General features: G+C 54.9%; 19 protein-coding genes. 9 read left to right on the top strand and 10 right to left on the bottom strand.

Annotated features, from left to right (window positions below; genetic code table 11):
• The first annotated feature begins 42 nt into the window (after positions 1–42).
• The 5 genes from RKA07_RS13875 to RKA07_RS13855 all read left to right on the top strand — a co-directional run bounded on the left by RKA07_RS13875 (position 43) and on the right by RKA07_RS13855 (position 5,593).
• Positions 43–1,599: a BCCT family transporter gene (locus RKA07_RS13875; protein WP_310966591.1), complete on the top strand. Its 1,557-nt coding sequence runs from the start codon at positions 43–45 to the stop codon at positions 1,597–1,599.
• A gap of 51 nt (positions 1,600–1,650) precedes the next feature.
• Positions 1,651–3,405: a hypothetical protein gene (locus RKA07_RS13870; protein ID WP_310966590.1), complete on the top strand. Its 1,755-nt coding sequence runs from the start codon at positions 1,651–1,653 to the stop codon at positions 3,403–3,405.
• Entirely contained in the window at positions 3,402–4,169 is a 768-nt protein-coding gene (locus RKA07_RS13865; RefSeq protein WP_310966589.1) for a DUF3726 domain-containing protein, read from the top strand. The genes RKA07_RS13870 and RKA07_RS13865 overlap by 4 nt, the downstream gene beginning before the upstream one ends.
• 10 nt (positions 4,170–4,179) lie before the next feature.
• Positions 4,180–4,557, top strand: a complete 378-nt coding sequence (locus RKA07_RS13860; protein WP_200203041.1) for a RidA family protein — start codon at positions 4,180–4,182, stop codon at positions 4,555–4,557.
• 148 nt (positions 4,558–4,705) lie between these two features.
• The gene (locus RKA07_RS13855) at positions 4,706–5,593 is read left to right on the top strand and encodes a chemotaxis protein (RefSeq protein WP_200369692.1); all 888 of its coding nucleotides are present in this window, start codon (positions 4,706–4,708) and stop codon (positions 5,591–5,593) included.
• 13 nt (positions 5,594–5,606) lie between these two features.
• Here the strand turns inward: RKA07_RS13855 and RKA07_RS13850 are convergent, their stop codons facing one another.
• Positions 5,607–7,631 carry a hypothetical protein gene (locus RKA07_RS13850; protein ID WP_310966588.1) on the bottom strand — a complete coding sequence of 675 codons (2,025 nt, stop codon included), beginning with the start codon at positions 7,629–7,631 and terminating at the stop codon, positions 5,607–5,609.
• A gap of 93 nt (positions 7,632–7,724) precedes the next feature.
• A complete protein-coding gene (mqo, locus tag RKA07_RS13845) occupies positions 7,725–9,209 on the bottom strand; it encodes a malate dehydrogenase (quinone) (RefSeq protein ID WP_200369693.1) in 1,485 nt (494 codons plus the stop codon).
• 437 nt (positions 9,210–9,646) lie between these two features.
• Here mqo and RKA07_RS13840 point away from each other — a divergent pair, with 437 nt between their 5' ends.
• Positions 9,647–10,630, top strand: a complete 984-nt coding sequence (locus RKA07_RS13840) for a calcium/sodium antiporter (protein WP_200369932.1) — start codon at positions 9,647–9,649, stop codon at positions 10,628–10,630.
• Between the two features lie 35 nt (positions 10,631–10,665).
• Here RKA07_RS13840 and msrB read toward each other — a convergent pair whose 3' ends face one another.
• The 3 genes from msrB to RKA07_RS13825 all read right to left on the bottom strand — a co-directional run bounded on the left by msrB (position 10,666) and on the right by RKA07_RS13825 (position 13,213).
• A complete protein-coding gene (gene msrB / locus RKA07_RS13835) occupies positions 10,666–11,091 on the bottom strand; it encodes a peptide-methionine (R)-S-oxide reductase MsrB (RefSeq protein ID WP_200203047.1) in 426 nt (141 codons plus the stop codon).
• An 11-nt stretch (positions 11,092–11,102) separates the two neighbouring features.
• Entirely contained in the window at positions 11,103–11,753 is a 651-nt protein-coding gene (msrA, locus tag RKA07_RS13830) for a peptide-methionine (S)-S-oxide reductase MsrA (RefSeq protein WP_200203049.1), read from the bottom strand.
• Positions 11,754–11,836: 83 nt separating this feature from the next.
• On the bottom strand, positions 11,837–13,213 hold the full coding sequence (locus RKA07_RS13825) for a class II fumarate hydratase (RefSeq protein WP_200369694.1): 1,377 nt from the start codon (positions 13,211–13,213) through the stop codon (positions 11,837–11,839).
• A gap of 229 nt (positions 13,214–13,442) precedes the next feature.
• Here RKA07_RS13825 and RKA07_RS13820 point away from each other — a divergent pair, with 229 nt between their 5' ends.
• The 3 genes from RKA07_RS13820 to RKA07_RS13810 are packed head-to-tail and all read left to right on the top strand — an operon-like array spanning position 13,443 to position 16,935.
• The gene (locus RKA07_RS13820) at positions 13,443–14,933 is read left to right on the top strand and encodes a response regulator (RefSeq protein ID WP_310966587.1); all 1,491 of its coding nucleotides are present in this window, start codon (positions 13,443–13,445) and stop codon (positions 14,931–14,933) included.
• Positions 14,933–15,580, top strand: coding sequence for a LuxR C-terminal-related transcriptional regulator (locus RKA07_RS13815; RefSeq protein WP_310966586.1), 648 nt, complete (start codon positions 14,933–14,935; stop codon positions 15,578–15,580). The genes RKA07_RS13820 and RKA07_RS13815 overlap by 1 nt, the downstream gene beginning before the upstream one ends.
• Positions 15,577–16,935 carry a sensor histidine kinase gene (locus RKA07_RS13810; protein ID WP_310966585.1) on the top strand — a complete coding sequence of 453 codons (1,359 nt, stop codon included), beginning with the start codon at positions 15,577–15,579 and terminating at the stop codon, positions 16,933–16,935. The genes RKA07_RS13815 and RKA07_RS13810 overlap by 4 nt, the downstream gene beginning before the upstream one ends.
• Here RKA07_RS13810 and RKA07_RS13805 read toward each other — a convergent pair.
• From RKA07_RS13805 to exaC, 5 genes are all read right to left on the bottom strand, one after another.
• Positions 16,932–18,056, bottom strand: coding sequence for an OprO/OprP family phosphate-selective porin (locus RKA07_RS13805; protein WP_310966584.1), 1,125 nt, complete (start codon positions 18,054–18,056; stop codon positions 16,932–16,934). The genes RKA07_RS13810 and RKA07_RS13805 overlap by 4 nt on opposite strands.
• On the bottom strand, positions 18,046–18,630 hold the full coding sequence (locus RKA07_RS13800; RefSeq protein WP_310966582.1) for a DUF4956 domain-containing protein: 585 nt from the start codon (positions 18,628–18,630) through the stop codon (positions 18,046–18,048). Before RKA07_RS13800 ends, RKA07_RS13805 begins: the two co-directional genes overlap by 11 nt.
• Complete coding sequence (locus tag RKA07_RS13795) at positions 18,614–19,372, bottom strand: polyphosphate polymerase domain-containing protein (protein ID WP_310966580.1); 759 nt, start codon at positions 19,370–19,372, stop codon at positions 18,614–18,616. Before RKA07_RS13795 ends, RKA07_RS13800 begins: the two co-directional genes overlap by 17 nt.
• The gene (locus tag RKA07_RS13790; protein ID WP_310966751.1) at positions 19,369–21,087 is read right to left on the bottom strand and encodes a CotH kinase family protein; all 1,719 of its coding nucleotides are present in this window, start codon (positions 21,085–21,087) and stop codon (positions 19,369–19,371) included. The genes RKA07_RS13795 and RKA07_RS13790 overlap by 4 nt, the downstream gene beginning before the upstream one ends.
• Positions 21,088–21,317: 230 nt before the next feature.
• Positions 21,318–22,838, bottom strand: a complete 1,521-nt coding sequence (gene exaC, locus RKA07_RS13785; protein ID WP_310966579.1) for an acetaldehyde dehydrogenase ExaC — start codon at positions 22,836–22,838, stop codon at positions 21,318–21,320.
• Position 22,839: the final 1 nt, after the last annotated feature.

Genomic DNA, 22,839 nt, shown 5'->3' with positions numbered 1-22,839 from the left:
GCACAGATAGAGCAAGGTGCAAAAACAACAAAGGTAGGCATCATGAAAAACAACAACATCAAGGCCGGTGGAGACTATTCTATAGCTCAACTTGGCGACCCCATTGTCCTTGCGTTAAGCGTGGGCTTTATCGTTCTGTTTGTCGGATTTTCGCTGTTTGATCTTAAAGGCGTGGCTGATCTGATTGGCGGTGGCTTTGCGTGGACGGCCAAAGTGTTTGGCACTTACTTCCAGATGTTGCTGCTGGCAACCTTCTTTATCGCCATGGGCCTGGCTTGCACACCGGCTGCCAGGGCAAAGATCGGCAACCTTGATCGGCCAGAGATGAGCACCTTCCGCTGGCTCTCCATCATTATGTGCACCTTGCTGGCCGGCGGCGGCGTGTTCTTTGCGGCCGGTGAACCCATCTATCACTTTGTTGTGACACCTCCTGCGTATACAACAGAACCTGGTACCGCAGCCGCGGTGTCCAATGCCATGGCACAGTCCTTCATGCACTGGGGCTTTCTGGCCTGGGCGGTTCTGGGAACTCTCGCGGCGATTGTTCTGGCCCATGCTCACTATGTGAAGGGCAAACCGCTGCAGCCAAGAACACTGCTGTACCCGGTATTTGGTGAACGCATTATGTGCGGTTGGCTGGGCAGTGTGGTGGATGCCTGCTGCGTGATTGCTGTCGTTGCCGGAACCGTTGGCCCTATCGGCTTTTTGGCCACCCAGATGAGCTTTGGGCTCAGTGAGTTGTTCGGCATGACAGACGGTCTCGCCACACAAATGGCCATTCTGGTGGTTCTCGCAATTATCTACGTGACCTCAGCGGTAACGGGTATTCACCGCGGCATACAGTTCCTGAGCCGGCTAAACGTGTTTCTGGCGCTGGCTGTCGCCGCGATCATTTTCGTGTTTGGGCCAACACTGTTCCTCACCAACACCTATTTCCAGAGCATGGGGCAGTACGTGTCTTCATTCATGGAAATGGCCACCATGACCGCTGAGACGGCGCCGGGCTGGTGGATGCAATGGTGGACCGTATTCTTCTTTGCCTGGTTTATTGGATATGCACCGCTGATGGCAATCTTCGTGGCCCGCATCTCTCGCGGCAGAACCATCCGCGACATGATCCTGGCGGTTGCCGTGATGGCGCCTATTGCCACCACTATCTGGTTTACCTTGCTGGGCGGCTCAGGCATTTACTACCAGATGACCGGCGTGATTGATCTTGCCGAAGCACTGAACAACTTCCGCTTTGATGTGGCCACCCTCACGGTTGCCCAATCCCTTCCCGGTGGCGCATTCATGGCGCTGGCAATTCTGGTGCTGACTACCATTTTTGTCGCCACCACAGGTGACTCCATGAGCTACTCCATTGCCGTAGTAAGCTCAGGCCACGACCAGCCAAATACCTTTGTGCGGGCCTTCTGGGGCCTGGCGATGGCCGGCATGGCCGCCATCCTGCTGTACATGGGCGCCGGGCAGATCAGTGTGCTTCAACAGTTTATTGTGATCACCGCTATTCCGGTGTCGCTGGTACTGCTGCCATCGCTGTGGCTTGGGCCCAAAGCGGCCTATGCCATGGCACGAGAGCAGAAACTCATATCCTGATAACTTTGAACACTAGCCTGTAGATATGCCTGTAAGGGCAAGGGTGAGATCATGATTTCAGCAACCTCAGCATCCGCACCACACGACAACCTACGCCCTGCAAGTGAGGTGATGAAGCTGGAACGGCTGGGCAGCATGTTTGCCAGCCGGCTCAGCTTTGTCAGATCGCTAATGCGAAAAATGATCGCTGAAAGTTGGCAGATTACCAATACGGTGTTTGATCTGGATTCAAAGGGCCACGGCCTGGCGATCTACCGCATCACAACACCGGGTAACTACTACGAGTGTGTGATTTTTTCCAGGGATCTGGAGCCAGAACAGCGGTCCGACCGGGTAATAGCGGAAGCATGGGATGTCACCTTTGCCCTGGTTGAAGGCGAAGCAGAAAGCTCGCTGCTGGAACAAATGGCGGCCAACGTACCCTTGCAGGAAGCCGGCCGCCAGCACCCGAGGGTACTTGTGCTCTCACGGGCCAACAGGAGCCTGCGCAATTTCAGCCAGTTTCTGGCGGCTCTTTCTGCGGGAAAACAACCTGATCCTGGGTGGCTAACGGCCGTTGGCTATCTCTACAGAACCACGGCGGTTTATGGCAACGGCAAGTTTGGCATTGCTGACTTTGCCCGGCTTGAGCGCAATCCGGATTTTAATCGTCCATTTGCAGCCCAGATGCTGGCCGTTTACGTGCTACGGCAGTTCTCAGTGGAACAGCTGAATCATCTGGCAAAAGTGCAGTCGCCCGATCGGGCCGTGCCTTTGCACCCGGAGCTGCAACGCTATTTGGGCATTGGCAATTCCACGGGGCTTGGTATGGCTCCGTTTCTTATCAACCACCCGCAACTGATTCAGCAGTGGGTTTACGGTAGGGAGCGCGCTCTGGCCTTTGCCCGTGCAGAGCCTGCGAATGAACAAACCCACAAGGCATTGCGATCTCTGATGGCTCGCGCTCTGAAGCACCTGCAGCAGACCATCACTGAAGATGAAGAACAGACCCTGCGCAATCGGGAAACAGCCAAGTCGGTTATTGAAGTTATTGAATGGCTCGATCGCACGCCAGCGCACCAGGGGCTTTATAAAGAACTCATAAGCTGGGCCGGGAATCACTGTTCCCTGGAAGCCCAGGAACTCATCAACACCATGCTGATAGAGCTGTACCCGGAACTGGTTGAGCCTATTGATGATGAACTGGGCTGTCAGGAATCCATGGATCTGAAGCCCGACATGAAAGCCTCGAAACTGCGCGACCTGATTCACGAGAAGTTTGACTGGGCTCTGAGTTACCGCGAGGACTGCCCGGATGACAACTACTGGTTCTGGTATCGCTCCGTCGAAAAAGAAGAACCCAGGTTAGGCATTCGCGGAACGGAGTCCGGCGCCGAGAAGGAACTGGCCCTCGCGGTTGGCCCACGGATTAGCCGCTGTCTTACAAAGCTCGATGAATTTCTGGAGAGCAACCCGAATGCCATAGTAGTGGAGTTCCTCCTGGCCAACCCGGGGCAAAAGGAGTGCGTACGCCGCATCCAGACCATCGGAGATACACCTTACGGAGAGATCCGCGCAAACCTCTGGCACAGGGATATGAAACCCATGCACCTGTTAAGGACCAAACTGTCATTTTTTGGCGCCAGCCGGTTTGATCCGAAGTCTGACCGCTGGGTTCGCATCACGTTGTTTCAGGGGGCGCCGCTACCCTGTGAGCTGAACGATCCGAGGCTACCGTTACACCAATTGGATGACTGGGGCTTTCCTCTGGAACCTGGCCTCGAAAGTATTGTGAACGACCAGAAAACCCTGGGTGGCAAGCTATGAAAGTGTCATACAACGAGCTGCAAGGGCTCTCCCGAAAAGCATTCATAGGCATTGGTTTTGACGATGGCGATGCCAGCGATGCGGCTGACATGGTGGCCTGGATGGAAGCCCATGGCCTTAATGGCTTGGAGGCTCTGGGCAAAGGTCTGGACTTTCTGCTCAACGAAGACAAATCCCAGCCACCCAAGCTGATCTACCAGGATGCGGATTTGTGCGTTGTAGATGCCCAGAACAAGACGATTCTTGGCCACGCCAGCCTGGCAATTGAGCTGGGCTATGCAAAGTGCCGGGCCAGAGGCCTCTCGGTTACCAAAATTCGCCACTGCCATAACCGGATGCTGATTGTGGGATACCTTTCCCGCATCGCCCGCCGTGACATGAGTGTTACCGCATTCTGGCGCAACTCTCACGAGCCGTTGACGGAAATTCTGGTGAGCTTTAAATCAGGCGAGGCTGAGCCAGAGATATGCATGTACGGCTTGCCATCCATTCCAGATGACACCGAGCCCAATAACGGCATAACACTGGTGATGGTGAACCACGTAGACCTTCTGCCAAACCTTAAGCCCGAAGCGCCAGCAAATGACCTGATTTTGCAAAACCGCGCCGCAATGCTGGACTGGCATGAACGATCACTCGTTGATGGCATCGAAGTAGACACTGTTCTTTGGGAGCGACTCAAAGTACTGGCAACGAAAATGCTGGTGGAAGCTTCCGACGATTCACGTCAGGGCGCAGGCGCCGGAACAACCGATAACGACTAAGGAGTCACTGATGAATCCATATCCGGTTAAAACAGACTTACCTGCTTCCAAGTCCCCTCTGGCTTGGGCAACCGTGGGCAATGGCATGCTGTTTACAGCACAGATTCCCATTGATGCAGAGGGAAAGGTTGTGGATGGTGGTATTGAGCCTCAGATTATCCAGACCCTGGCCAATCTGAAGCACACACTGGAAAGCGCGGGGAGCCGTGTATCCGACCTGACCCAGGTTGTTATATACGTGACCGACCGGGAACATCTTGCTGTGGTGAACCGGGTATATGCAGATTTTGTATCCGAGCCTTACCCCAACCGCGCCGCCATTATTGTGTCCGGGTTTGCCCGTGAAGAAATGCTGGTGGAAATCCTCGCGTATGCGGTTGTACCTTAAGCCACGAACACTCATTGCCATCACTGCTCTAACTTTTCTGATGATAACGGCTCGTAAGCTTGCTATCGTTAGCCCGTATCGAATGTGATCTGCTCCCCTTACTCGCTCTGGCATTATGAGGGGGGCTATCTTCAAGGATCCGGGTGTTATGTCCAGTAAAGCCACACAATCCCAGAAATTGCTGTTATTCAACCTGTCCGGCAAGCGGCTATTCGGGATTGGCACACTGAAAATCCGCGAAATACTGCCCTTCAAACCGCTCACCAAAATGCCTCACAGTCATCCCGCGGTTGTAGGAGCAACGAGTTTCCGTGGTTCAGCCGTGCCGGTTATTGATATGGCTGCGGCCGTTGGTTATCCGGCGTTAACCGCAGACGAGCAAAAAACGTCGACCATTATTATCACGGATGTTCAACGCCAGGAAACAGGCTTTCTGGTGCGTAGTGTGCAGAAAATCATCGAGACAGACTGGAAGAAGGTGACGTCCCCACCGGCGATGCTGGGCGACAGGGCATTTATTACCGGCCTGCTGAACGTGGATGACGAGATTGTTCAGCTGTTGGATGTTGAGCTTCTGCTGGCGAACGTATACCCCGATTCGCTGGAAACCCGCGATGTTGCGCTCACAGACGTGCAGCGCGAAGCCTTGAAAGCCCTGAACATTCTTTTAGTGGATGATTCCAGAGTTGCTCGCAAGCAACTGTGTGATGTGCTCGACGCCAAAGGCATCCCCTACCAGGTCACCACCAACGGTGACGAAGCGCTGAAAATCCTGCTGAACGATAACGAACTCGGTAGACCGGTCGATATTCTGGTGAGCGATATCGAGATGCCCGGTCTCGACGGCTACGAATTGACGTTTAACGTTCGGGACAGGGCTACTCTGAAACAGCCATTCATCATTCTGCACACATCCTTGAACAGCCAAATGAGCCTGAGCTATGCCAATCAGGTAGGCGCAAACGAGGCCTTAACCAAGTTTGATGCAGACGAATTGCTAAACGCCATGCTCAGAGGCTGCCCGCCCAGGCAATAGGAGAATGACCGGATTATTCTGCTTGGGGTGGTTCAGCCTGAAGATGATTAACGGGCATCCGGTCTTCTCCCCAACTACGATAGACCCGTGCCATTACCCGCTTTAGCTCTTCCTCACCAACATCCGCCGGTTCACCCCGCTCAAGTGGATCGAAGTGGAAGATGTATAGCCGGGAGGTAAACTGCTCGAACGGCAGAGACGCTTCTCCAAACCGCTCCCCCATGCCTTCCGTGCTCACGTGCACATCATCAGCCCAGTTTTGGCCACTGTCGTTATTTGGGTTGTAGAAATACGCGCGCATCTCGCCTTCCGGATCCAATGCTATCCGCAGAATGGTAATCGCGTGCCAGCCAATGAAACGTGCGGCCCTGTCGGTTACGGCAATCCCTGCAGGCTGGGGGTGTATCAGAGGTTGATTGCCATTGTAATAAGGGTGGTAACTGGCATAGAAATGCCTGATGAACCCCTCGAGATCCTGCAGGTTACCGGTAGCGACATCCACATTGATGGCAAACCCTCGCCCGGCAGACCAGCCATGGAATTCCGGGTTTACCCACCGGTGCGGGTCGCCCTCACGCCCTATGCACATGCGGCCCATCTCCCCGTATACCCGGTCAAGGTGGGGCACCACAACCAGCGAGACCGGGTCGAGATCCAAGGTCACTTCCGAAGCAACACCACCAAGGCTTTGCGTTGAAGAAACCGGCTGCCCTTCAAAATGCATGACAATTTCGTTGTCTCTGGCCGCCCAGGCAACCATCTGCAAGAGATAGTCAGGGTCGTTGTAGGCCCACATGGACAGAGCTCGAGCAGACTGACAGGTTGGATTGTTACCCTGCCCCACGCCCAAAGGCTGCCCCAGCATATTAAGCACACCCTGGATCAACCAGGCGCCTGCCTGAGGTTGATAGCCATAGGCAAGCTGCAGGCGTTCACGGGCCTCTGGGCAAAGATTCAATCTGGCTTGGCGCCAGAGCGCGGGTGCCACTGGGGGCTGATAAAGAATGCCCCGCTCCAGCATCAGTGCAAGGCCATACAGCCCCTGCGCTGTCTCAGGAAAAACACCTTCAGTGATGAGGGCATACACCAGTTCCCGGTAGCACATCATGCAATCGCGGCCGGTACTTGAGAGCCCCAGGGCTTCGCTGAGCAGGTAATCCTGCCCCTCCAGTATGTAGCGCACAAAGCAGGCATGGTAGGGCGACACCAGGCCGGTATCGTGCATGGAACGGGCAAAGCCGGTAGCTTCATTCTGCAGCGTTGGGCCATCCATGGATTCCAGCCGCTGCTGGTACACCACAATACCCGGGTCTTCGCTGCACGCCCGAGTCGGCCCGTACAAGCTGGATATGAGTCGGTCCGCACCACGTCCCGCGTTGCCCAGATCGACATTGGGCTCAGCCCTGCAAATGGCAATCTGGGTAATCATCTTGCGCGCGTCACCCACCTGAATCGGGCGCTGCTGCAGAATGCGCCAAATCTCCTCAATCAGGCTATCAATAACGTGTTCGTAGCCAATATGCTCGGCCACGTGCTGCACAACGTGCTGGCTGATAAGTGCCAGCTTGCCCTGCTCACGCTCCGCCTCGCCGGCCATACCGAACAGCAGGCCAAGGTTAATTGCCAGAACCTGCGTCAGGTAGTCCCGTGCCTGCTCAGCAGACACCAGAGGATGCAAATAGGCGCCCCGGACAACCGCCAGCAAACGAAGCTCGCTAAGTGCTTCGATTACTACCGTATCTGCGTTCGGGCTTTGCAAAGAGTGGGTGGTTAAGGAGGGGAGCAAGGTGGCGGGCTCTGCCCAGTCCGAACCTGTGAATACACCGGCTTTTTCAAGGCGCTCTGCGCGCGCTTCAACAAATGCGCAACCTTCCGGCTGCACGAGTATCTGGCGCACAAGTTCGAATACAAGGGTGAGCTTGCCAAATCTGGCCAAACTCTCGCTTTCGTCCAAGGCACGGATAGCATCATCCAGCTTGTGCGCCAAACCATGCAGATCCGTTGCCGGACCTGCATGGTCAGATGATTGATCGTTCAAACGATGTTCCTCGGGGCTTGCACCAAACCCCTTAGATGTTAGTGCATCACCCGATTATACATAGATATCCCGATCGCCCTGATGTTTCAGCGATTATCCGTTCAACTTCAGGGTAGAGAGCGTTCTTTCTCGTACTTTCGCCAGCAATTCACCGTCATTCACCAGTGACTGGCCGTAGGAAGGCACCATCACCTTCATGCGCTCCTGCCATTCAGGTGTCTGCATGCTCTGTGCAAAGCAGCGCTCAATAACGCTGATCATTGCATTTGCAGCTGTCGATGCACCAGGGGATGCCCCAAGAAGAGCCGCCAGGGTACCGTCTTTCGAGGCCACGATTTCAGTCCCGAACTCCAGTTTCCCGCCACCGCCTTCAGCCTGCTTGATTATCTGCACGCGCTGACCGGCATTCCGCAACTCCCAGTTTTCTTCCTCAGCTTCCGGGAAGAAGTTACGGAGCGCTTCCACACGGTCGCTGTGGGACTGGAAAACTTCGCCGATCAGGTAGCGGGTAAGATCCATGTTGCTCTTGCTCACCGACAACATGGGTTTGAGGTTGCTGGTGCGCACCGAGCCAAACAGATCGAAGATGGAGCCTTGCTTGAGGAAGCGGGTCGTGAAGCCGGCAAACGGGCCAAACAGCAGTGCCGGTTCGCCGTTGATTATACGGGTATCCAGGTGCGGTACCGACATGGGCGGTGCGCCAATGGGTGCCTTGCCGTATACCTTGGCGTGGTGCTGTTTTACGACCTCAGGCTTGCGGCATACCAGCCACTGCCCGCTAACGGGGAAGCCACCATAGCCTCGGGCTTCTGCAATGCCGGATTTCTGCAACAATGGTAGCGCACCACCACCGGCACCCAGGAATACAAAGCCGGTTTCCAGCTTTGTGAGCTCACCGGTGTGCTGGTTTTTAACCCTGACTTTCCAACGGCCATTATCGCGCTGGTCGATGTAATGCACCGGGCAGCTCAACATCAACTCAAAGTTGGGCTGACTTTGCAGGTACTCAACCATGCTGCGGGTAAGCGAACCAAAATCCACATCCGAGCCATGGCGAATGCGGGTTGCAGCAACCCGCTGCATTGGGTCCCTGCCTTCAACAACGAGAGGCATCCAGCTTTCAAGCTCTCGCGGGGACTCGGTGTATTCCATTTCGCGGAACAGGTGGTGTGCGCTCAGAAGTTCATAACGACGCTTGAGAAAGGCGACATCTTTTTCACCCCAAACAAAGCTCTGGTGCGGCGTACGGTTTATGAACTTTGATGGCTCGGGCAGCATGCCCTGCTCTACCAGATGCGACCACAGCTGAAGCGAAACCTCATATTGCGCATTGATCTGGAGCGCACGCTCGATCGCTACATCACCGTCTTCGGTCTCGGGCGTGTAATTCAGCTCGCAGTATCCTGCGTGCCCCGTTCCTGCGTTGTTCCATCCGTCCGTACTTTCATGGGCAACGTGATCCAAACGCTCCAGCATGATAATTTTCAGGGACGGGTCCAACTGCCTGAGCATTACGCCGAGGGTGGCGCTCATGACACCACCTCCGACCAGCACTACGTCTGCCTGTTTAGCGGCCATTGGTTTTTCATCCTAGCTAGTATTGAGCCTTTCGCCCCTTCAAGATTCAAGAAGAGGCCTGACGGGCGCGGGCAAGTCGCGAGGTAAGTGGCGCTGCCTTGGGCGTCCGTTTTGAATGAGCGCGTAATTATCCGGGTTTTCACAAAAATATAAATTGTGATTATTAAAGAACCCGGACCTGTGCGTAAATTGCACGTTAGTTTAACGGTTGTTAGCCCTGCATACGAACGGTGGCTTGCGCTGAATCATAGGTAATAATCCTGATGTGGCTGGCGGCAGGCCGCCGTGAACCTGTGATCACGCCAGCTCATCCGAAAGGGGCTGACCTCAACCGCACATATGCGGTATCTTGCACACCTTTCCGGTGCTTGCGCCTCTGATTACACAGAGCGCTCATGCACCTGCTTTTCAGATGCAACATGACTGGGGCTGAATCTATGGTTATGGCTATTGGCGCAATTATCGCCGGCCTTGTATTACTGGTCTGGAGTGCAGACAAATTTGTTGAAGGCGCTGCCGCCGTTGCCAAGCATCTGGGCATGCCCGCGCTACTTATCGGCATGGTCATCATCGGGTTCGGCACATCTGCACCCGAGTTGGCCGTATCCGCTATGGCCGCGGCCGATGGTAACCCGGGGCTCGCCCTGGGCAATGGCTATGGCTCCAACATCACCAATATTGCGTTAATTGTTGGCCTTACGGCCGTTATCGCACCTATCGCCGTGCACTCCCAGGTAATCCGCAAAGAACTTCCCCTGTTGGTGGTCCTTACCCTGATTGCCGGTGCGCAATTACTGGATGGTGAACTCTCCAGGCTGGATGGCTGGATACTCCTGGGTGTGTTTGCTGTGGTAATGGGCTGGTCGATCTTTCAGGGCTTACGAGGCAAGGGGGACGCGCTGGGAGGAGAAACCGATGCCCAGCTGACCGATAATCTGATGCCCATGAGATCCGCCATAATCTGGCTGATCATTGGCCTCATTCTCCTTGTTGTCAGCTCCCGCCTGCTGGTCTGGGGCGCAGTTACTATTGCCCAAAGTCTTGGTGTGAGCGACCTGGTAATCGGCCTGACCATCGTAGCCATTGGCACATCGCTGCCGGAACTGGCCTCAGCTCTGGCCGCTGTAAGGAAGAACGAACATGACCTGATCCTGGGCAACATTCTCGGCTCAGGCATCTTCAATACGCTTGCGGTTGTGGGTTTGGCTGCGGTTATTCAACCGCTATCGGTAGAACCGGAGGTCCTTTACCGGGACTGGACGCTGATGCTGGCGCTAACGGTTGGCCTGCTGGTGATGGGTTTCGGAATGACCGGTTGGCGCAAGATGATCAGCCGGTTTGATGGTTCTATTCTTTTGCTGGTTTACGTTGCCTATACCGGCTACCTGCTATCAACCGTTGTTGCTGCCAGCGCTAGCTGACAGCAACTGTCGTTGCTGCTGATGATAAACGACGCTCAATCGCCCTCTTTGAACACCATGGCAATGGAGTTCAGGCAATAGCGTTGCCCCGTGGGAGGCGGGCCATCCGGGAATACGTGTCCGAGGTGGCTATCGCAACGGGGGCAACGTACTTCCGTGCGAGACATTCCCAGGCTTGTATCCTCAATGTAGTGAATATGTTCCTTGTCGAATGGCTGAAAAAAGCTCGGCCAGCCAGTGCCGGAATCAAACTTTGCGCTTGAACTGAACAACGGAAGATCACACAGCCGGCAGTGGTAGACCCCAGCCAGCTTGTTATCCAGCAAAGTGCCACAAAATGGATGCTCCGTTCCATGATCCAGCAATACCTGACGCTCTTCTGGCGTCAGGCTTGCGGCTTTCTCTTGAATCTGTGCCTCTGTAAGAGGTGTCAGGTCATAACCTGCAGCAGAACTGCTCATTACCTATCTCCTCAAGCCAGGTTGTCGTTGGAATCGGTGTATTCCGGTTTTAGTCGATCACTGAAGCCCTCAACCAGCTTTTCCATTTTGGGGGCGGCAACAGCCATGATGTATGGCTGGTACGGATTCCTCGCCGCAAAATTCTGATGATGTGCCTCAGCCGGATAAAATGCTTGCAGAGGCTCCAGTGTTGTTACAACAGGGTCAGGATATACCCCGGCTTCATCAAGCTGACGAATGTAGGATTCCACCACCCGCCGCTGTTCCGGTGTTTCATAAAACACCGCAGAGCGGTATTGCGTACCCCGGTCGTTACCCTGCCGATTCAGCTGGGTTGGATCGTGCGCCACCGAGAAAAACACTCTGAGTATCTCCCCGAAACTAATCTGGCGGGGGTCGTAGTGAACGTTCACAACCTCTGCGTGGCCCGTGGTGCCCGAGCACACAGCGTCGTAATTGGCTGTATCTGCTGATCCGCCGGCATAACCGGATTCAACCCGTGTAACGCCATCCAGAGCCAGAACCACTGCCTCCACACACCAGAAGCAGCCACCGGCAAGAACCACTCTCTGCTCACTGTCTCCCGCTGGCAGATCCTGCTCCGGCTCCGGGAAGCGGCTGCGAGGTACTGTCAGGCCTGGAATGCTGCAAGATGATGTCATAATGACCTCTGCTAGTAGTGTGCGTGTCTTTACCAGTTTACTGATTGTGGCCGCAAACAGATCAGTTTATCAATGTTCCCCCATCAATCGCCTCCGCCCCGTGTCAGCTTTAGCGGGTCCATAAGCTCTTCCAGGTGCTTTCGGGCAAGACCACTTCTCTCTTCTGCAACATCAATAACCGGACGACCCGTTTTGTATGCTTCCTTGGCGATCTCCGACGCCAGGCTGTAACCAATCTCCGGGTTCAGTGCTGTTACCAGCACCGGGTTGCGGCCCACGCTGGCATTCAGCGTGTCTGTGTTCACAGTAAAACCCCGGACGCTCTTGTCCGCCAGCATGTTGGTTGCATTGCCAAGCAGGCCAATCATGTCCAGCAGGTTAGCCCCCAGAAGCGGCAGCATAACGTTGAGTTGAAAGTTACCAGACTGCCCTGCGATCGCATTGGCGCTGTCCAGCCCCATTACTTGTGCGCCCACCATGGCCACAGACTCGGGAACTACCGGGTTTACCTTGCCGGGCATGATACTGCTACCGGGCTGCAGGGCTGGAAGGCTGATTTCCGCCAGCCCATGAATCGGGCCACTGTTCATCCAGCGCAAATCGTTGGCAACTTTGGTTAGAACGATGCCCATCCCGCGCAATTGAGCTGACAGCGCCACCGGGCCATCCACTGCACTTATCCCTACAAACTTGTGCTCCATGGAACGGAACGGGTATCCGGTGTTGGCTTTGAGAAACTTCACAAACTGACCGGAAAACTCCGACAAGGCATTCACGCCGGTACCTACGGCAGTGCCGCCCTGAGGAACGGCAAGCAGTTCATTTGCTGCAGCATCGAGGCGCTTCTCAACCGCCAGCAGCTGCTCGCGCCAGGTGCGCAATTCCTGCCCAAGGGTAATCGGCATGGCATCCATAAGATGGGTGCGGCCTGTTTTCACCTGTTCAGAGAACTGGGCTTCGCGCTCGTATATTACGCCGCACATATGCATGAGTGCGGGAATGAGCCGCTCCCGAATGCCTATTACTGAACTCACGTGAATAGCGGTTGGTATCACATCGTTAGAGCTCTGGCTCATATTCACATGATCGTTAGGGTGCACCTCTACGCCGTTTCTGCCGGCAATGGACGCAATCACCTCATTCACATTCATATTGGTGCTGGTACCCGAGCCGGTCTGATAACGGTCAATCGGGAACTGGTCAGCAAACTCTCCGCGAATGAGCGCTCGGCATGCGTCGGTAATCGCATCGCAACGGTTGTTATCAAGCAGCCCCAAACTGGCATTGGCTTCCGCAGCGGCCTGTTTAACGTGGGCAACCGCCGCAATAAAAGCCGGCGGCATGGGCTGACCACTAACCGGGAAGTTATCAACGGCACGCTGGGTCTGGGCGCCCCAAAGAGCGTCTGCCGGCACGTGGACATCGCCCAAGCTGTCGGTTTCTGTTCTGTACTCGCTCATCACTCCCTCCTATCCATCCGTTTACGCATCAGGTTATGCATCTGTATGGCACGACCGCGTTAGTGTATCAACTAAAGCTCGGCATATTTTCTCAAGATAGAAACGCCAATGCAGTCACATAACCCCAACGAACAGCGGACTCCAGGCACGTTTGTAGGAAATTCCTACAGCAAAGCGTGCCGGGATTGCTAATCTTCTTGTCAGGCGAGATTTCAGGACTGCACCCACAATGGCCATTACGGAAGAACCACACATTTTCCTTCGTTACGACTGCGAAAATGCGCGCAATATTTTTGAAGAAGAGCTCGGTAACGACCTGCGCATTGATGCATTTCCAACGGATCAAGCCGCTATCTCGGCCCTGGAACGCGGCCCAGCGTCACCCAACGCCTTGTTCATTTTAGCAAGCCAGTCGCCAATCCAAGCCAGCCCCCCGCTGCTGGTGCATGCGCGAGATACCCACCCCGACCTGTTGAAAATCCTGATCAGCGATACTGTTCCGCTGGACATGCTGGTTTCTTTGCTGGAACAGCGACTGGTTGATCGCTGTTTTGAACAGCCGGTGGATCCGGACCTCATACGCTCCCACGTTCTTACCTCCGCGTTGGCCAGCAAACCCGGTTTGCCCGGCAGGGTTTCAGTGCCTGCCGCAGAAGCACCGATCGTCCTGATCGTGGATGATGAATCGACGGCCACAAAGTACCTTGCCCGCCAGTTGGAGCGCATGCAGAACGATTTTCGTGTGCTGTGCGCCGACAGTGCCGAGCAGGCTCTGGAAACCATCCAGTCACAAAGTGGAACATTGGCTGTAGTAATGACAGACCAGCGAATGCCGGGCATGCAGGGCAAGGAACTCATCGATGAACTCAAACAATCACACCCGGCAACTATCCGCATCCTCACCTCGGCATACGGCGAAGTGCGCGTAGCGCTTGATGCCGTGAACGAGGGGGAGATTTTCCGATACCAAAAGAAACCCTGGCGGGCAACGGAGTTGTTGCCCCTCTTTCAGGAGGCCGTGTCCCGGCACCTGACCTTGGCGTCAGCGAGGGAAAACACATTATCTCAACTGGAGCGCCAATTTTCAGAGCTACGCAAACAGCGCCGTGCACAGCTTCTGGAAAATCTTTCAGACTCTGTAAATGCCGCCGCTGGCGCACCAGCCATGTCGCTTTTTTTGCAGGCCCTGGATGCCATCCCTTGCCTGGCAGCCAACTCATCACACCTGAGAGCGAGCCTCGAAACCAACCTTGAGAAGGACCTGGTTCAGCAATTTGGTGAACAGGTACAGCAGCAACTAACACGGTTGCAAGTAACCGCTTCTGCCAGCACGAAGCTTGACGAAGCGTCTGTTCGCGCTGCATTGCAAAGCGCCGGGCTGGCCAAAGATGAACGCTACAACGCAACATCAACACTGTCAGTGCTCTGCCAGACGCTCACAACGCTTTTAGCAGCTTCCGGGCAGGACTGGCGCAATCTGGAACTGAGCCAGTCTTCTGACAATCAACTGGTACTGGCCAGCACAGTTCCGCTGAAGCTCTATGCACACCTGCTTGCACCACTGACGAGGCTATCCCGACCACTACTGGAGCAACAGGTGGCGCTTCTCTTGCTTGTCGTAACCACGTACCAGCTGGGGGGCTGGCTACAGATCAACGGCGCGGCCCAGTCGTACGAGCTTGTGCTTTCCTTGCCGCTGGCTAAAGCAACGGTGGTCTGATGTCTCAGAGTAACCGCAAGCTAAGGCTTTACGTAACCATTGGCCAGCGACTGTTTCGGGACAGCTTGCTATTCCAGCTCCTGTTGCACAACGAAATTGATCTGGTGGGTGAATCCGAAAGCGGAATCGACACCTTGAAAAATCTGGAATCTGCCCGACCAGGCGTCTTGATTATCGAAGAGAATTTGCCGGACAACGATGGCCTGACCATTGCTGAGCATGCACTGAGCGAACACCCGACCATTGCGGTGTTACTGATTTCAGATACCCCGGTTAGCGCCAACAGGCTGGTGATTTATCTGGAGGCTGGCATCAAGGCCGTTGTATCGAAACACCAGCCCATTCAAGATCTGGTTAAAACTCTGTTCTACATCCGCAACGGGCAAGTATATGTGGGGGCCTGGCAAAAGCCGGACGCGCCATCGCAAGGTATGCTGAATGCCTACAATGCGCTGTCAGGCCGTGAGCGAGAGGTCGCCCGGTTGATAGCCAGCCGCACTCCCATCAAGGATATTGCCGAACAGTTAGGTGTGTCCTGCAAAACAGTGCACTCCTACAAGGACAGAATTTTCGTCAAGCTCGGGTTCGAGCGCCTGCCAGAACTGATCCTGTTCATGAAACGCCACCACAATGGAGCCGCGGCATGACATTGCTCTCCGGCATGGATCAGGTTCGACAGTTGCCAGCACACCAGCAGCGACGTTACGAGCGCTTCTATCGCAGCCAGTCCCGGTTCCGGGTGCTGCCACTTTTTGCGGATGTGTCTCTGGGCATCACCTTTATCGGGACTCTCATATTCCTGTCTGGGCTTGCCCTATCGCCCACAGCGCCGGGTATTAGCGGTACTCACCTGTTTTACACCGCCGTTCTTGCAGGGCTGATAGCCGCTCACCGCTTTACGGGGCTGCGACGAGCGTCTCCTTTGATTGTCTATCTGGTGTTTTTCCACATGGCACTGTTCAGCTATTTGGGTTACATCGTCACCAGTGCTTCGCTGCCCCCTATCGTGGGCCTGCTTCTCTTCATAAGCTCCGTAGGGATCATCACCCTGTCCATGGTCCATACCATCATCATACTGGTGATTAACCTGGGCCTGTTGACGGTGGCTACTGCACTGGCTGTACCGGCCAGTGACTTTGGCAGCGCGCTAACAGCAATACTCACCAACTGGCTGGTGTTGATGTGCCTACTCATTGCCCCTGTATCGGCTCACTTTTTTCGCATGTTCTTGCGCAATCTTTTAGCCCTGCAATTCCTGCTCAAAGATCGCAACCGCAAACTATCTCGGACCTTGCATGCACTGGAGATAACCGAAGGCAGGCTGGCCCAGGAGCAAAAGCATCAGGCCCTGAGCCATATGGCAAAAGGTCTTCTGCATGAAATCATGAACCCGCTGAACTGCGCCAGCCAGGCCGTGGACTACGCCAGTGCCATCAACCGGAACAGCGACTTGTCAGAAGCACTGGACGATGCGGCACTGCACCAGAAACGCATCGCCGACATAGTGTCTGACCTGATCGATTTCTCGCGGCCAGAGCCGGATCACGATATAGAAACAGCCGATTTGGGCGCTCTCTTTGAAACGGCTCTGCGCTTATGCAAACACCAACTCAGGGGCACGGATGTGCGTCTTGGCATTCCGGCAAATATGTCGGTGGCCTGTTATCCGTCGGCGCTGACCCAGGTTTTTGTAAACCTGTTGCTGAATTCGGCATCCGCACTGGAAAAGGGGCGGGCGTCGCGGCGCATCGACATAACGGCTACGCCAAAGGCTGAGAACCTGACTATAGGCATACGGGACAATGGCCATGGCATAGCACCCGAGGACATTAAACGGCTGACAGACCCCTTCTACTCAACCAACAGGACGCCGGACAATCTTGGCCTCGGGCTGAGTATCTGCCAGACCATCATGCGTCACCATAACGGCCAGATGGAGATTTGCAGCGAGCCAGGTGAGTGGACGGAAGTTATCCTTACTCTGCCTCAGTCACCACACTAATACCGGAAAAGCACTCTCAGCGTGAACGCATTGCCAGTCGGGTCTGGTGCGAGGATAGTGCCCTCCACCTTTGGTACCAGCCAGTTCAGCCGAAGCTGAAACTGGTTACCCAGGTAATAGTTTGCCCCGACCAGCGCAATCGCCGCTCGCGCGCCTAGATCCCGGTCCTGCAAGTCGACCGCACTATAGCGAGCCACCAATTCAACGGCCCCCGCCGGCCCCGGCGAATCGGGGCCCTTGAACTCACCGTGTTTGTATCGGCGGTGGTCATTGGTGAGGAAAAAGCCTGCTTGCAGGTAAGCACCGCTAAACCGCCAGTGCTCTCCGTTCTCACGTTCAACCTGCTGCGCCATCGCCTCACTCACCACAGTTAGCCGCCCTGACGACCAGGCTGCTTCCAGCCCTCCCAAGGTAGTGTGCCGGGCCTCAAAGCGCGGACTGCGCAGGATATTGTCAGCACTGAACACCTCGCCTCTATCTTTGACCTGAAACCGAGCGCCATTCAAATCGCGCCAGGATGCGGCGATGCCGAAATGCAGTGTGTTCCGATTATTCTGAACGGGAGCAACGGTGTAGCGGCCCGTCACTGCCCGGGTCTCCTCCCCCTCCGGTTCTTTGGTAAACACGCCGAAAAACCAGGTGTTGGCTTTATTCAATTGCCCAATCGCCAGGCCTTGCGAACGACCTGGCGCAAAAGCCGATGTCACCATCGAGCGCTCACTGGTGCTGATGTTGGTATAACCAGTAAGACGCTCAAACCCAAAAGGCTCTTTGAAGCGCCCCAGCTTTGCCTCAAACCCGTTCGCGCCTTGGTATTGAACATACGCATCACCCAGTTCGGTTTCCCCGCGGTTACCCCGAGCCTTGTAGCTTCCGTCTATTTCTGCAGCCCAATTGCTTCCCCATTCCATTTCAAGTTCCAGTTTGGCGTTGCGCACGATGCCTCTGGTGGTATCAGGGTCGCCCTCTTCATTATAAAAAGGCCCAAAACGGTCAACTCCGGCGGCAATATACCCACCAAGATCCAGTTCCAGCGGGTCAGCCCTCAACGCTGATGGCGGAAGCAAAACAACCAACGCCAACCCTGCTATCAGCCAGGTCCGGTGGAGGTCAGCAAGCATTGTGCCCTTCCAGACGAAAATGCATGCGGAGCATAGCGGTATCCCGCAGATAGCTGATGGACACCACATCTACCCGAAACACATCCAGCCCGGTTCGCTCGCGCAAATCTGCAATTAACACCGCTTGTTGCCGGGCATGTACATTCTCGATTTTTTCGTACTCGACCTCTTTTTCTCCGTGCCGGGGTAGCAATAGTCGGGTTTCAAGAACCCGTGCCAAAAGAATAATCAGCAGGTTCAGCCCCGCCAGTTCGTAGTGCTGCATAGTGCCCACTGCCGCCAGCAGTGCCATGGCAATCACCAGAAAGAGATAAGTCATTTCCTTGATGCCAAGCGCCTCCGTTCGATAGCGCAACATTGAAAACACTGCGAACAGACCGAACGCAAAGCCCATGGTCACCGTAACCGAGTGCAGTAACGAGGTAACAAGAAAAACGCCCACCCCAAACAGAATGAAAGAGGCCGCGTTCTCCCTGTGACGAGAAAAGGCGTAATAGCACCGAATCAGAACAAATACGGAAACCGTGTTGATGATCAGCCGGATCACAAAATGGAGATCAACTGCCGATTCCATAAAGACTCCTTAGCAACGGCTTGAAACGATTGGTTTTTAATTGAGACCCATAAAGCAGGCTCGTGCCCACGCAGTATTTACTGAATGCCACCGGGCGGCAGCCGTGCCTGGCCAGGCTTTGCAGCATGGGGGAGCACCCTGAGTGACGATCATGCTTTACTTCCACAATGGCCACGCCAGGCAGGTCAACAGACAGGGTTCGGTCGGGGGAGTGGAAGGCAAGCTGAGTGTCTATCGTGATCCGCTCAGGGTTCTGGGTGCTAATAAGGGTAATGCGCTGATAGGACACAAAAAGAGCCGGCTGCATCCCTGCAACCGGCAGGCCTGATTGCTCTTTCAGAAACCTTGTGGCCGAGCCATCCACGAAGGATTCAAACGTAACCGGCACCCGTGTTTTTACCGTGCGCTGGCGATTGGTTTTCTTTTTCACTTCCAGAAACATGATCTTGCTATGGCGATAGTGCCTTAGCCGAACCTTGAGCCGATTGAGCTTGCCGTTATGGTGGTCCAGAAACAGGCGCCGGTCCGGGCTATCAAAATACAGGGTGTCGTAGACAAAGCGCCGGCATCCATCCATATCCAGTATCGTGTAGGCACCTCGCAGGCCCTGCAGGCACTGCTCCAGAGCCCCAGGCCGCACCACAAACTTGGCATCGACCCGGTCCATCAACGCAACCCGCATCTGGTCGGCCAGGCCGTGGCCACAAAAGCCTGCCAGAGGATTGAGAACAGCCATATTCATTGCACATCAGGCCCATACTCAAGTGTCGCATCCAGCGTCAACTCAACATCGCCTGCGCTGGCACCTGTGCCAACCTTGATGAAAGTGACCTTGCCCTTTGCCCCAAGAGCCAAGGTGCGCACATCGCCAGGCAGACTCTCATCCACTTCGAACAGCAAGGCGTTGGTGGCAAAACCATGAAATTCATGGGTGCCTGGCACATAGTCTGATGCTTCGATAAACAGTTGCAGAACGTAGGGCTTATAGGCGTTGCTTGCATCCACACCAATAAGCAACAAGCTAATAACTTCCGGTGAGGACTCAGTGTCCACGGAGTAAACCAGACTATCCACACCGAAGGACGCAAAGGTCAGGCTGGCCGTTACAGGTTGCCCACTCGGCAGATTGAACTGGAAAGCTCCAGTATCCGTGCCATTCAACGCAGCCACTCTGCCGGTTAAAGGTGTGGTAACCGGCGCACTGCAATCGGGCCGGGTATCCGCAAGCCGGTATACCGCACCAGAAGGTGGGTCTTCCGCCAGCGCCTGCTCCAGTGCAACTCTGCGAGGCATGCGATAACTGTCATCTGCGGGCTCACCCTTGCCCGCTATAAATGCTTTGAGGCTGGCCACACTGGCCTCAGAGATACCCGTCAGCACCCGAACCTGCTCCAGTTCCTGTAGCAATTGACTCTCGTTCCACTGGGTCGCCAGCAAATCCTCCAACTCAGCTTCGTATTGAGCCCGGTATTGCGGAAGATTAAACAGGCGGTCTGCCAGAGAAAAGTTTCTGTAGAACACCCCGGTGCCCGGTTTCAGCGGGTGCTCTCCACGAAAGGCGGTATCTGCCCCCCAGGGAATGAAATGGAAGCGGCCATCAGCCGGGGATCGATAGATATGAAAGTTATTGGCGTTGCCGGTAGCGGAATCCCAGGCACCAATAAGGGTTTCAACGGCCCAGAAGCGAATAAACTGATCCACATCCACCAGCTGCGGCAGCACGTTCATCAATTGGTCATCTGGCAGCGCCAGCGCATCGGTCACCGATTGCAGATCACTGCGGTCGTTTTCCTTTTCGTTGGTCTTCTTCTCGAATCTCTGGCTTAACCAGGTGCCAAAATCAGAAGTCTGTGCCTCATATTGATTGCCGTCATCATTACCAAAGGCACGGGCAAGAAATGGCTTTTTGATGGGCTCTACATTGGTAAAGATGCCAAGATTTTGGCCGTTCACCCGAACCCGGGCGTAATTACACCGGGGGGCTGCAATGCCGGCCTGACGAAACTGCTCGTAAGCCAGACATTGGCGGGCATTGGATGGATCCTGACGGTTGTTGTTCAGGGTCATCCGGGAACTGTTCTGATAAGTTCTGCCATCCCAAAGGTCGTTAAAATCCAGTTTTAGGGAGGGGATGCTCGGGCTGAGCGAGCCGATATAGCCTTTCTTGCGAACCACCACATCCTTCATGGCAACACCATCGATGGTGACGCTGGCTGAAAACTCGGTGTAGTCGTAATCGGACAGGCACTCTCGCGCCGTACTGGCCAATGTTCGGCCTTCAGCTCGGAGCTGGTCAAACTCGCTGGCGGCCATGGATATATTAATCTCCAGCAACCGGTTCGGGGCGTATAGATCCCCATCGCCGCCCAGGTTTACTGGCTCTCTCGGTGCTTCGAAATCAGATGGGCTGGACACCTCTGTATCCCCACCACACCCGGCAAAAAACAACACAGGCATGGCCACGACCAAGTACCTGATTGTTTTAAATCTACTGCCGCACAAATTCGCTCTTGCTTTCATCTGCTTCCCCCTCAGATGTTTGAAATCATTCCGGTATCAGGGCCGGTTGGGGGCAGTATTCCGTGGCAAGAGCGTAGCTGTCTGTAAGAAGGTCTTACGTGGGGCTGATCAAAGGAGTGAAATCAACACAAGCAGGCCCATGCATGGGCCTGCTTGTTATGGCCGGCTTAGAAAAAGCCCAGCGGGTTGATGTCGTAGCTGGTCAGCATACACTTGGTCTGCTGATAGTGTTCCAGCGCCATCTTATGGGTTTCACGGCCAATACCGGATTTCTTGTAACCGCCAAAGGCTGCGTGTGCCGGGTAGGCGTGATAACAGTTCATCCACACCCGGCCGGCCTCAAGGTTACGCCCTACCCGATAAGCTCGATTGGTGTCGCGGGTCCAGACGCCCGCACCCAGGCCGAACTCGGAATCGTTGGCAATCGCCACAGCTTCCTCTTCGGTTTTGAACGTAGTCACTCCTACAACCGGGCCAAAGATCTCCTCCTGGAACACCCGCATCTTGTTGTCGCCCTTGAACAGAGTGGGCTGAATATAGAAGCCGTCTTTGAATTCGGCACCCATTTCTTCCTTGAACCCTCCGGTGAGTAGCTCGGCGCCCTCCTGCTTGCCAATCTCAAGGTAAGACATAATCTTGTCGTATTGTTCCTTGCTGGCCTGGGCACCCACCTGCACATCCGTATCCAGCGGGTTACCACGTTTGATGGATTTGGTTCGCTCAATTACCTTCTGCATAAACTCTTCGTACATATCTTCCTGCACCAGCGCTCGAGATGGGCAGGTGCACACCTCACCCTGATTGAAGAACGCCAGAACCAGACCTTCCACACACTTGCTCACGAACTCAGGCTCAGACTTCATAACATCAGAGAAGTAGATGTTGGCAGATTTGCCACCCAGCTCAACCGTTGACGGAATGATGTTTTCCGCCGCGCACTTAAGAATGTGCGAGCCCACCGGGGTTGAGCCTGTGAAGGCAATTTTGGCAATGCGCTTGCTGGTTGCCAGCGCTTCACCCGCTTCGATGCCGTAGCCGTTAACAATGTTAACGACGCCCGGCGGCAGCAGGTCACCGATGATTTCCATAAGCACCAGAATACTGGCGGGCGTCTGTTCTGCCGGCTTGAGCACCGTACAGTTGCCGGCCGCCAGGCAAGGGCCAAGCTTCCATACAGCCATCAGAATCGGGAAGTTCCAGGGAATGATTTGCCCCACCACTCCGAGGGGCTCATGGAAATGATAGGCCACCGTATTGTGGTCGATCTCGCCCATGTGCCCTTCCTGGGCGCGGATGCAACCGGCAAAATAACGAAAGTGGTCTGCTGCCAATGGAATGTCAGCATTCAGGGTTTCACGTATCGCCTTGCCATTGTCCCAGGTTTCTGCGACAGCCAGCTTTTCCAGATTGGCGTCAATGCGATCAGCAATTTTGAGCAGAATGTTAGAGCGTTCTGCCGGAGAGGTTTTGCCCCAGGCGGGTGCAGCCTTGTGCGCAGCATCCAGAGCCAAATCAATATCTTCAGCGGTGGAACGGGGAATCTCGCAAATCACATCACCAGTCACCGGCGTTATGTTCTCGAAATACTCACCTTTAACCGGAGCAACCCACTCGCCACCAATGTAGTTTCCGTAACGGGTTTTGAAGGAAACGACGGAGCCGTCTTTTCCAGGTTGTGCATATATCATG

The organism is Marinobacter xiaoshiensis, assembly GCF_031631795.1.
Lineage (GTDB): Bacteria > Pseudomonadota > Gammaproteobacteria > Pseudomonadales > Oleiphilaceae > Marinobacter > Marinobacter xiaoshiensis.
The sequence above is the reverse complement of the archived record's forward strand: the minus strand, read 5'-3'. Positions and strand labels throughout refer to the sequence as shown.

Excerpts from the sequence above, each read along its gene's own strand:
- mqo (WP_200369693.1), bottom strand. The coding sequence starts at position 9,209 with ATGGCCGCTAAACAGGCAGACGTAGTGCTGGTCGGAGGTGGTGTCATG.
- RKA07_RS13840 (WP_200369932.1), top strand. The coding sequence starts at position 9,647 with ATGGTTATGGCTATTGGCGCAATTATCGCCGGCCTTGTATTACTGGTC.
- RKA07_RS13815 (WP_310966586.1), top strand. The coding sequence starts at position 14,933 with ATGTCTCAGAGTAACCGCAAGCTAAGGCTTTACGTAACCATTGGCCAG.
- RKA07_RS13820 (WP_310966587.1), top strand. The coding sequence starts at position 13,443 with ATGGCCATTACGGAAGAACCACACATTTTCCTTCGTTACGACTGCGAA.
- RKA07_RS13810 (WP_310966585.1), top strand. The coding sequence starts at position 15,577 with ATGACATTGCTCTCCGGCATGGATCAGGTTCGACAGTTGCCAGCACAC.
- msrA (WP_200203049.1), bottom strand. The coding sequence starts at position 11,753 with ATGACATCATCTTGCAGCATTCCAGGCCTGACAGTACCTCGCAGCCGC.
- msrB (WP_200203047.1), bottom strand. The coding sequence starts at position 11,091 with ATGAGCAGTTCTGCTGCAGGTTATGACCTGACACCTCTTACAGAGGCA.
- RKA07_RS13790 (WP_310966751.1), bottom strand. The coding sequence starts at position 21,087 with ATGCCTGTGTTGTTTTTTGCCGGGTGTGGTGGGGATACAGAGGTGTCC.
- RKA07_RS13805 (WP_310966584.1), bottom strand. The coding sequence starts at position 18,056 with ATGCTTGCTGACCTCCACCGGACCTGGCTGATAGCAGGGTTGGCGTTG.
- RKA07_RS13825 (WP_200369694.1), bottom strand. The coding sequence starts at position 13,213 with ATGAGCGAGTACAGAACAGAAACCGACAGCTTGGGCGATGTCCACGTG.
- RKA07_RS13795 (WP_310966580.1), bottom strand. The coding sequence starts at position 19,372 with ATGAATATGGCTGTTCTCAATCCTCTGGCAGGCTTTTGTGGCCACGGC.
- RKA07_RS13855 (WP_200369692.1), top strand. The coding sequence starts at position 4,706 with ATGTCCAGTAAAGCCACACAATCCCAGAAATTGCTGTTATTCAACCTG.
- RKA07_RS13870 (WP_310966590.1), top strand. The coding sequence starts at position 1,651 with ATGATTTCAGCAACCTCAGCATCCGCACCACACGACAACCTACGCCCT.
- RKA07_RS13865 (WP_310966589.1), top strand. The coding sequence starts at position 3,402 with ATGAAAGTGTCATACAACGAGCTGCAAGGGCTCTCCCGAAAAGCATTC.
- RKA07_RS13860 (WP_200203041.1), top strand. The coding sequence starts at position 4,180 with ATGAATCCATATCCGGTTAAAACAGACTTACCTGCTTCCAAGTCCCCT.
- RKA07_RS13800 (WP_310966582.1), bottom strand. The coding sequence starts at position 18,630 with ATGGAATCGGCAGTTGATCTCCATTTTGTGATCCGGCTGATCATCAAC.
- exaC (WP_310966579.1), bottom strand. The coding sequence starts at position 22,838 with ATGATATATGCACAACCTGGAAAAGACGGCTCCGTCGTTTCCTTCAAA.
- RKA07_RS13875 (WP_310966591.1), top strand. The coding sequence starts at position 43 with ATGAAAAACAACAACATCAAGGCCGGTGGAGACTATTCTATAGCTCAA.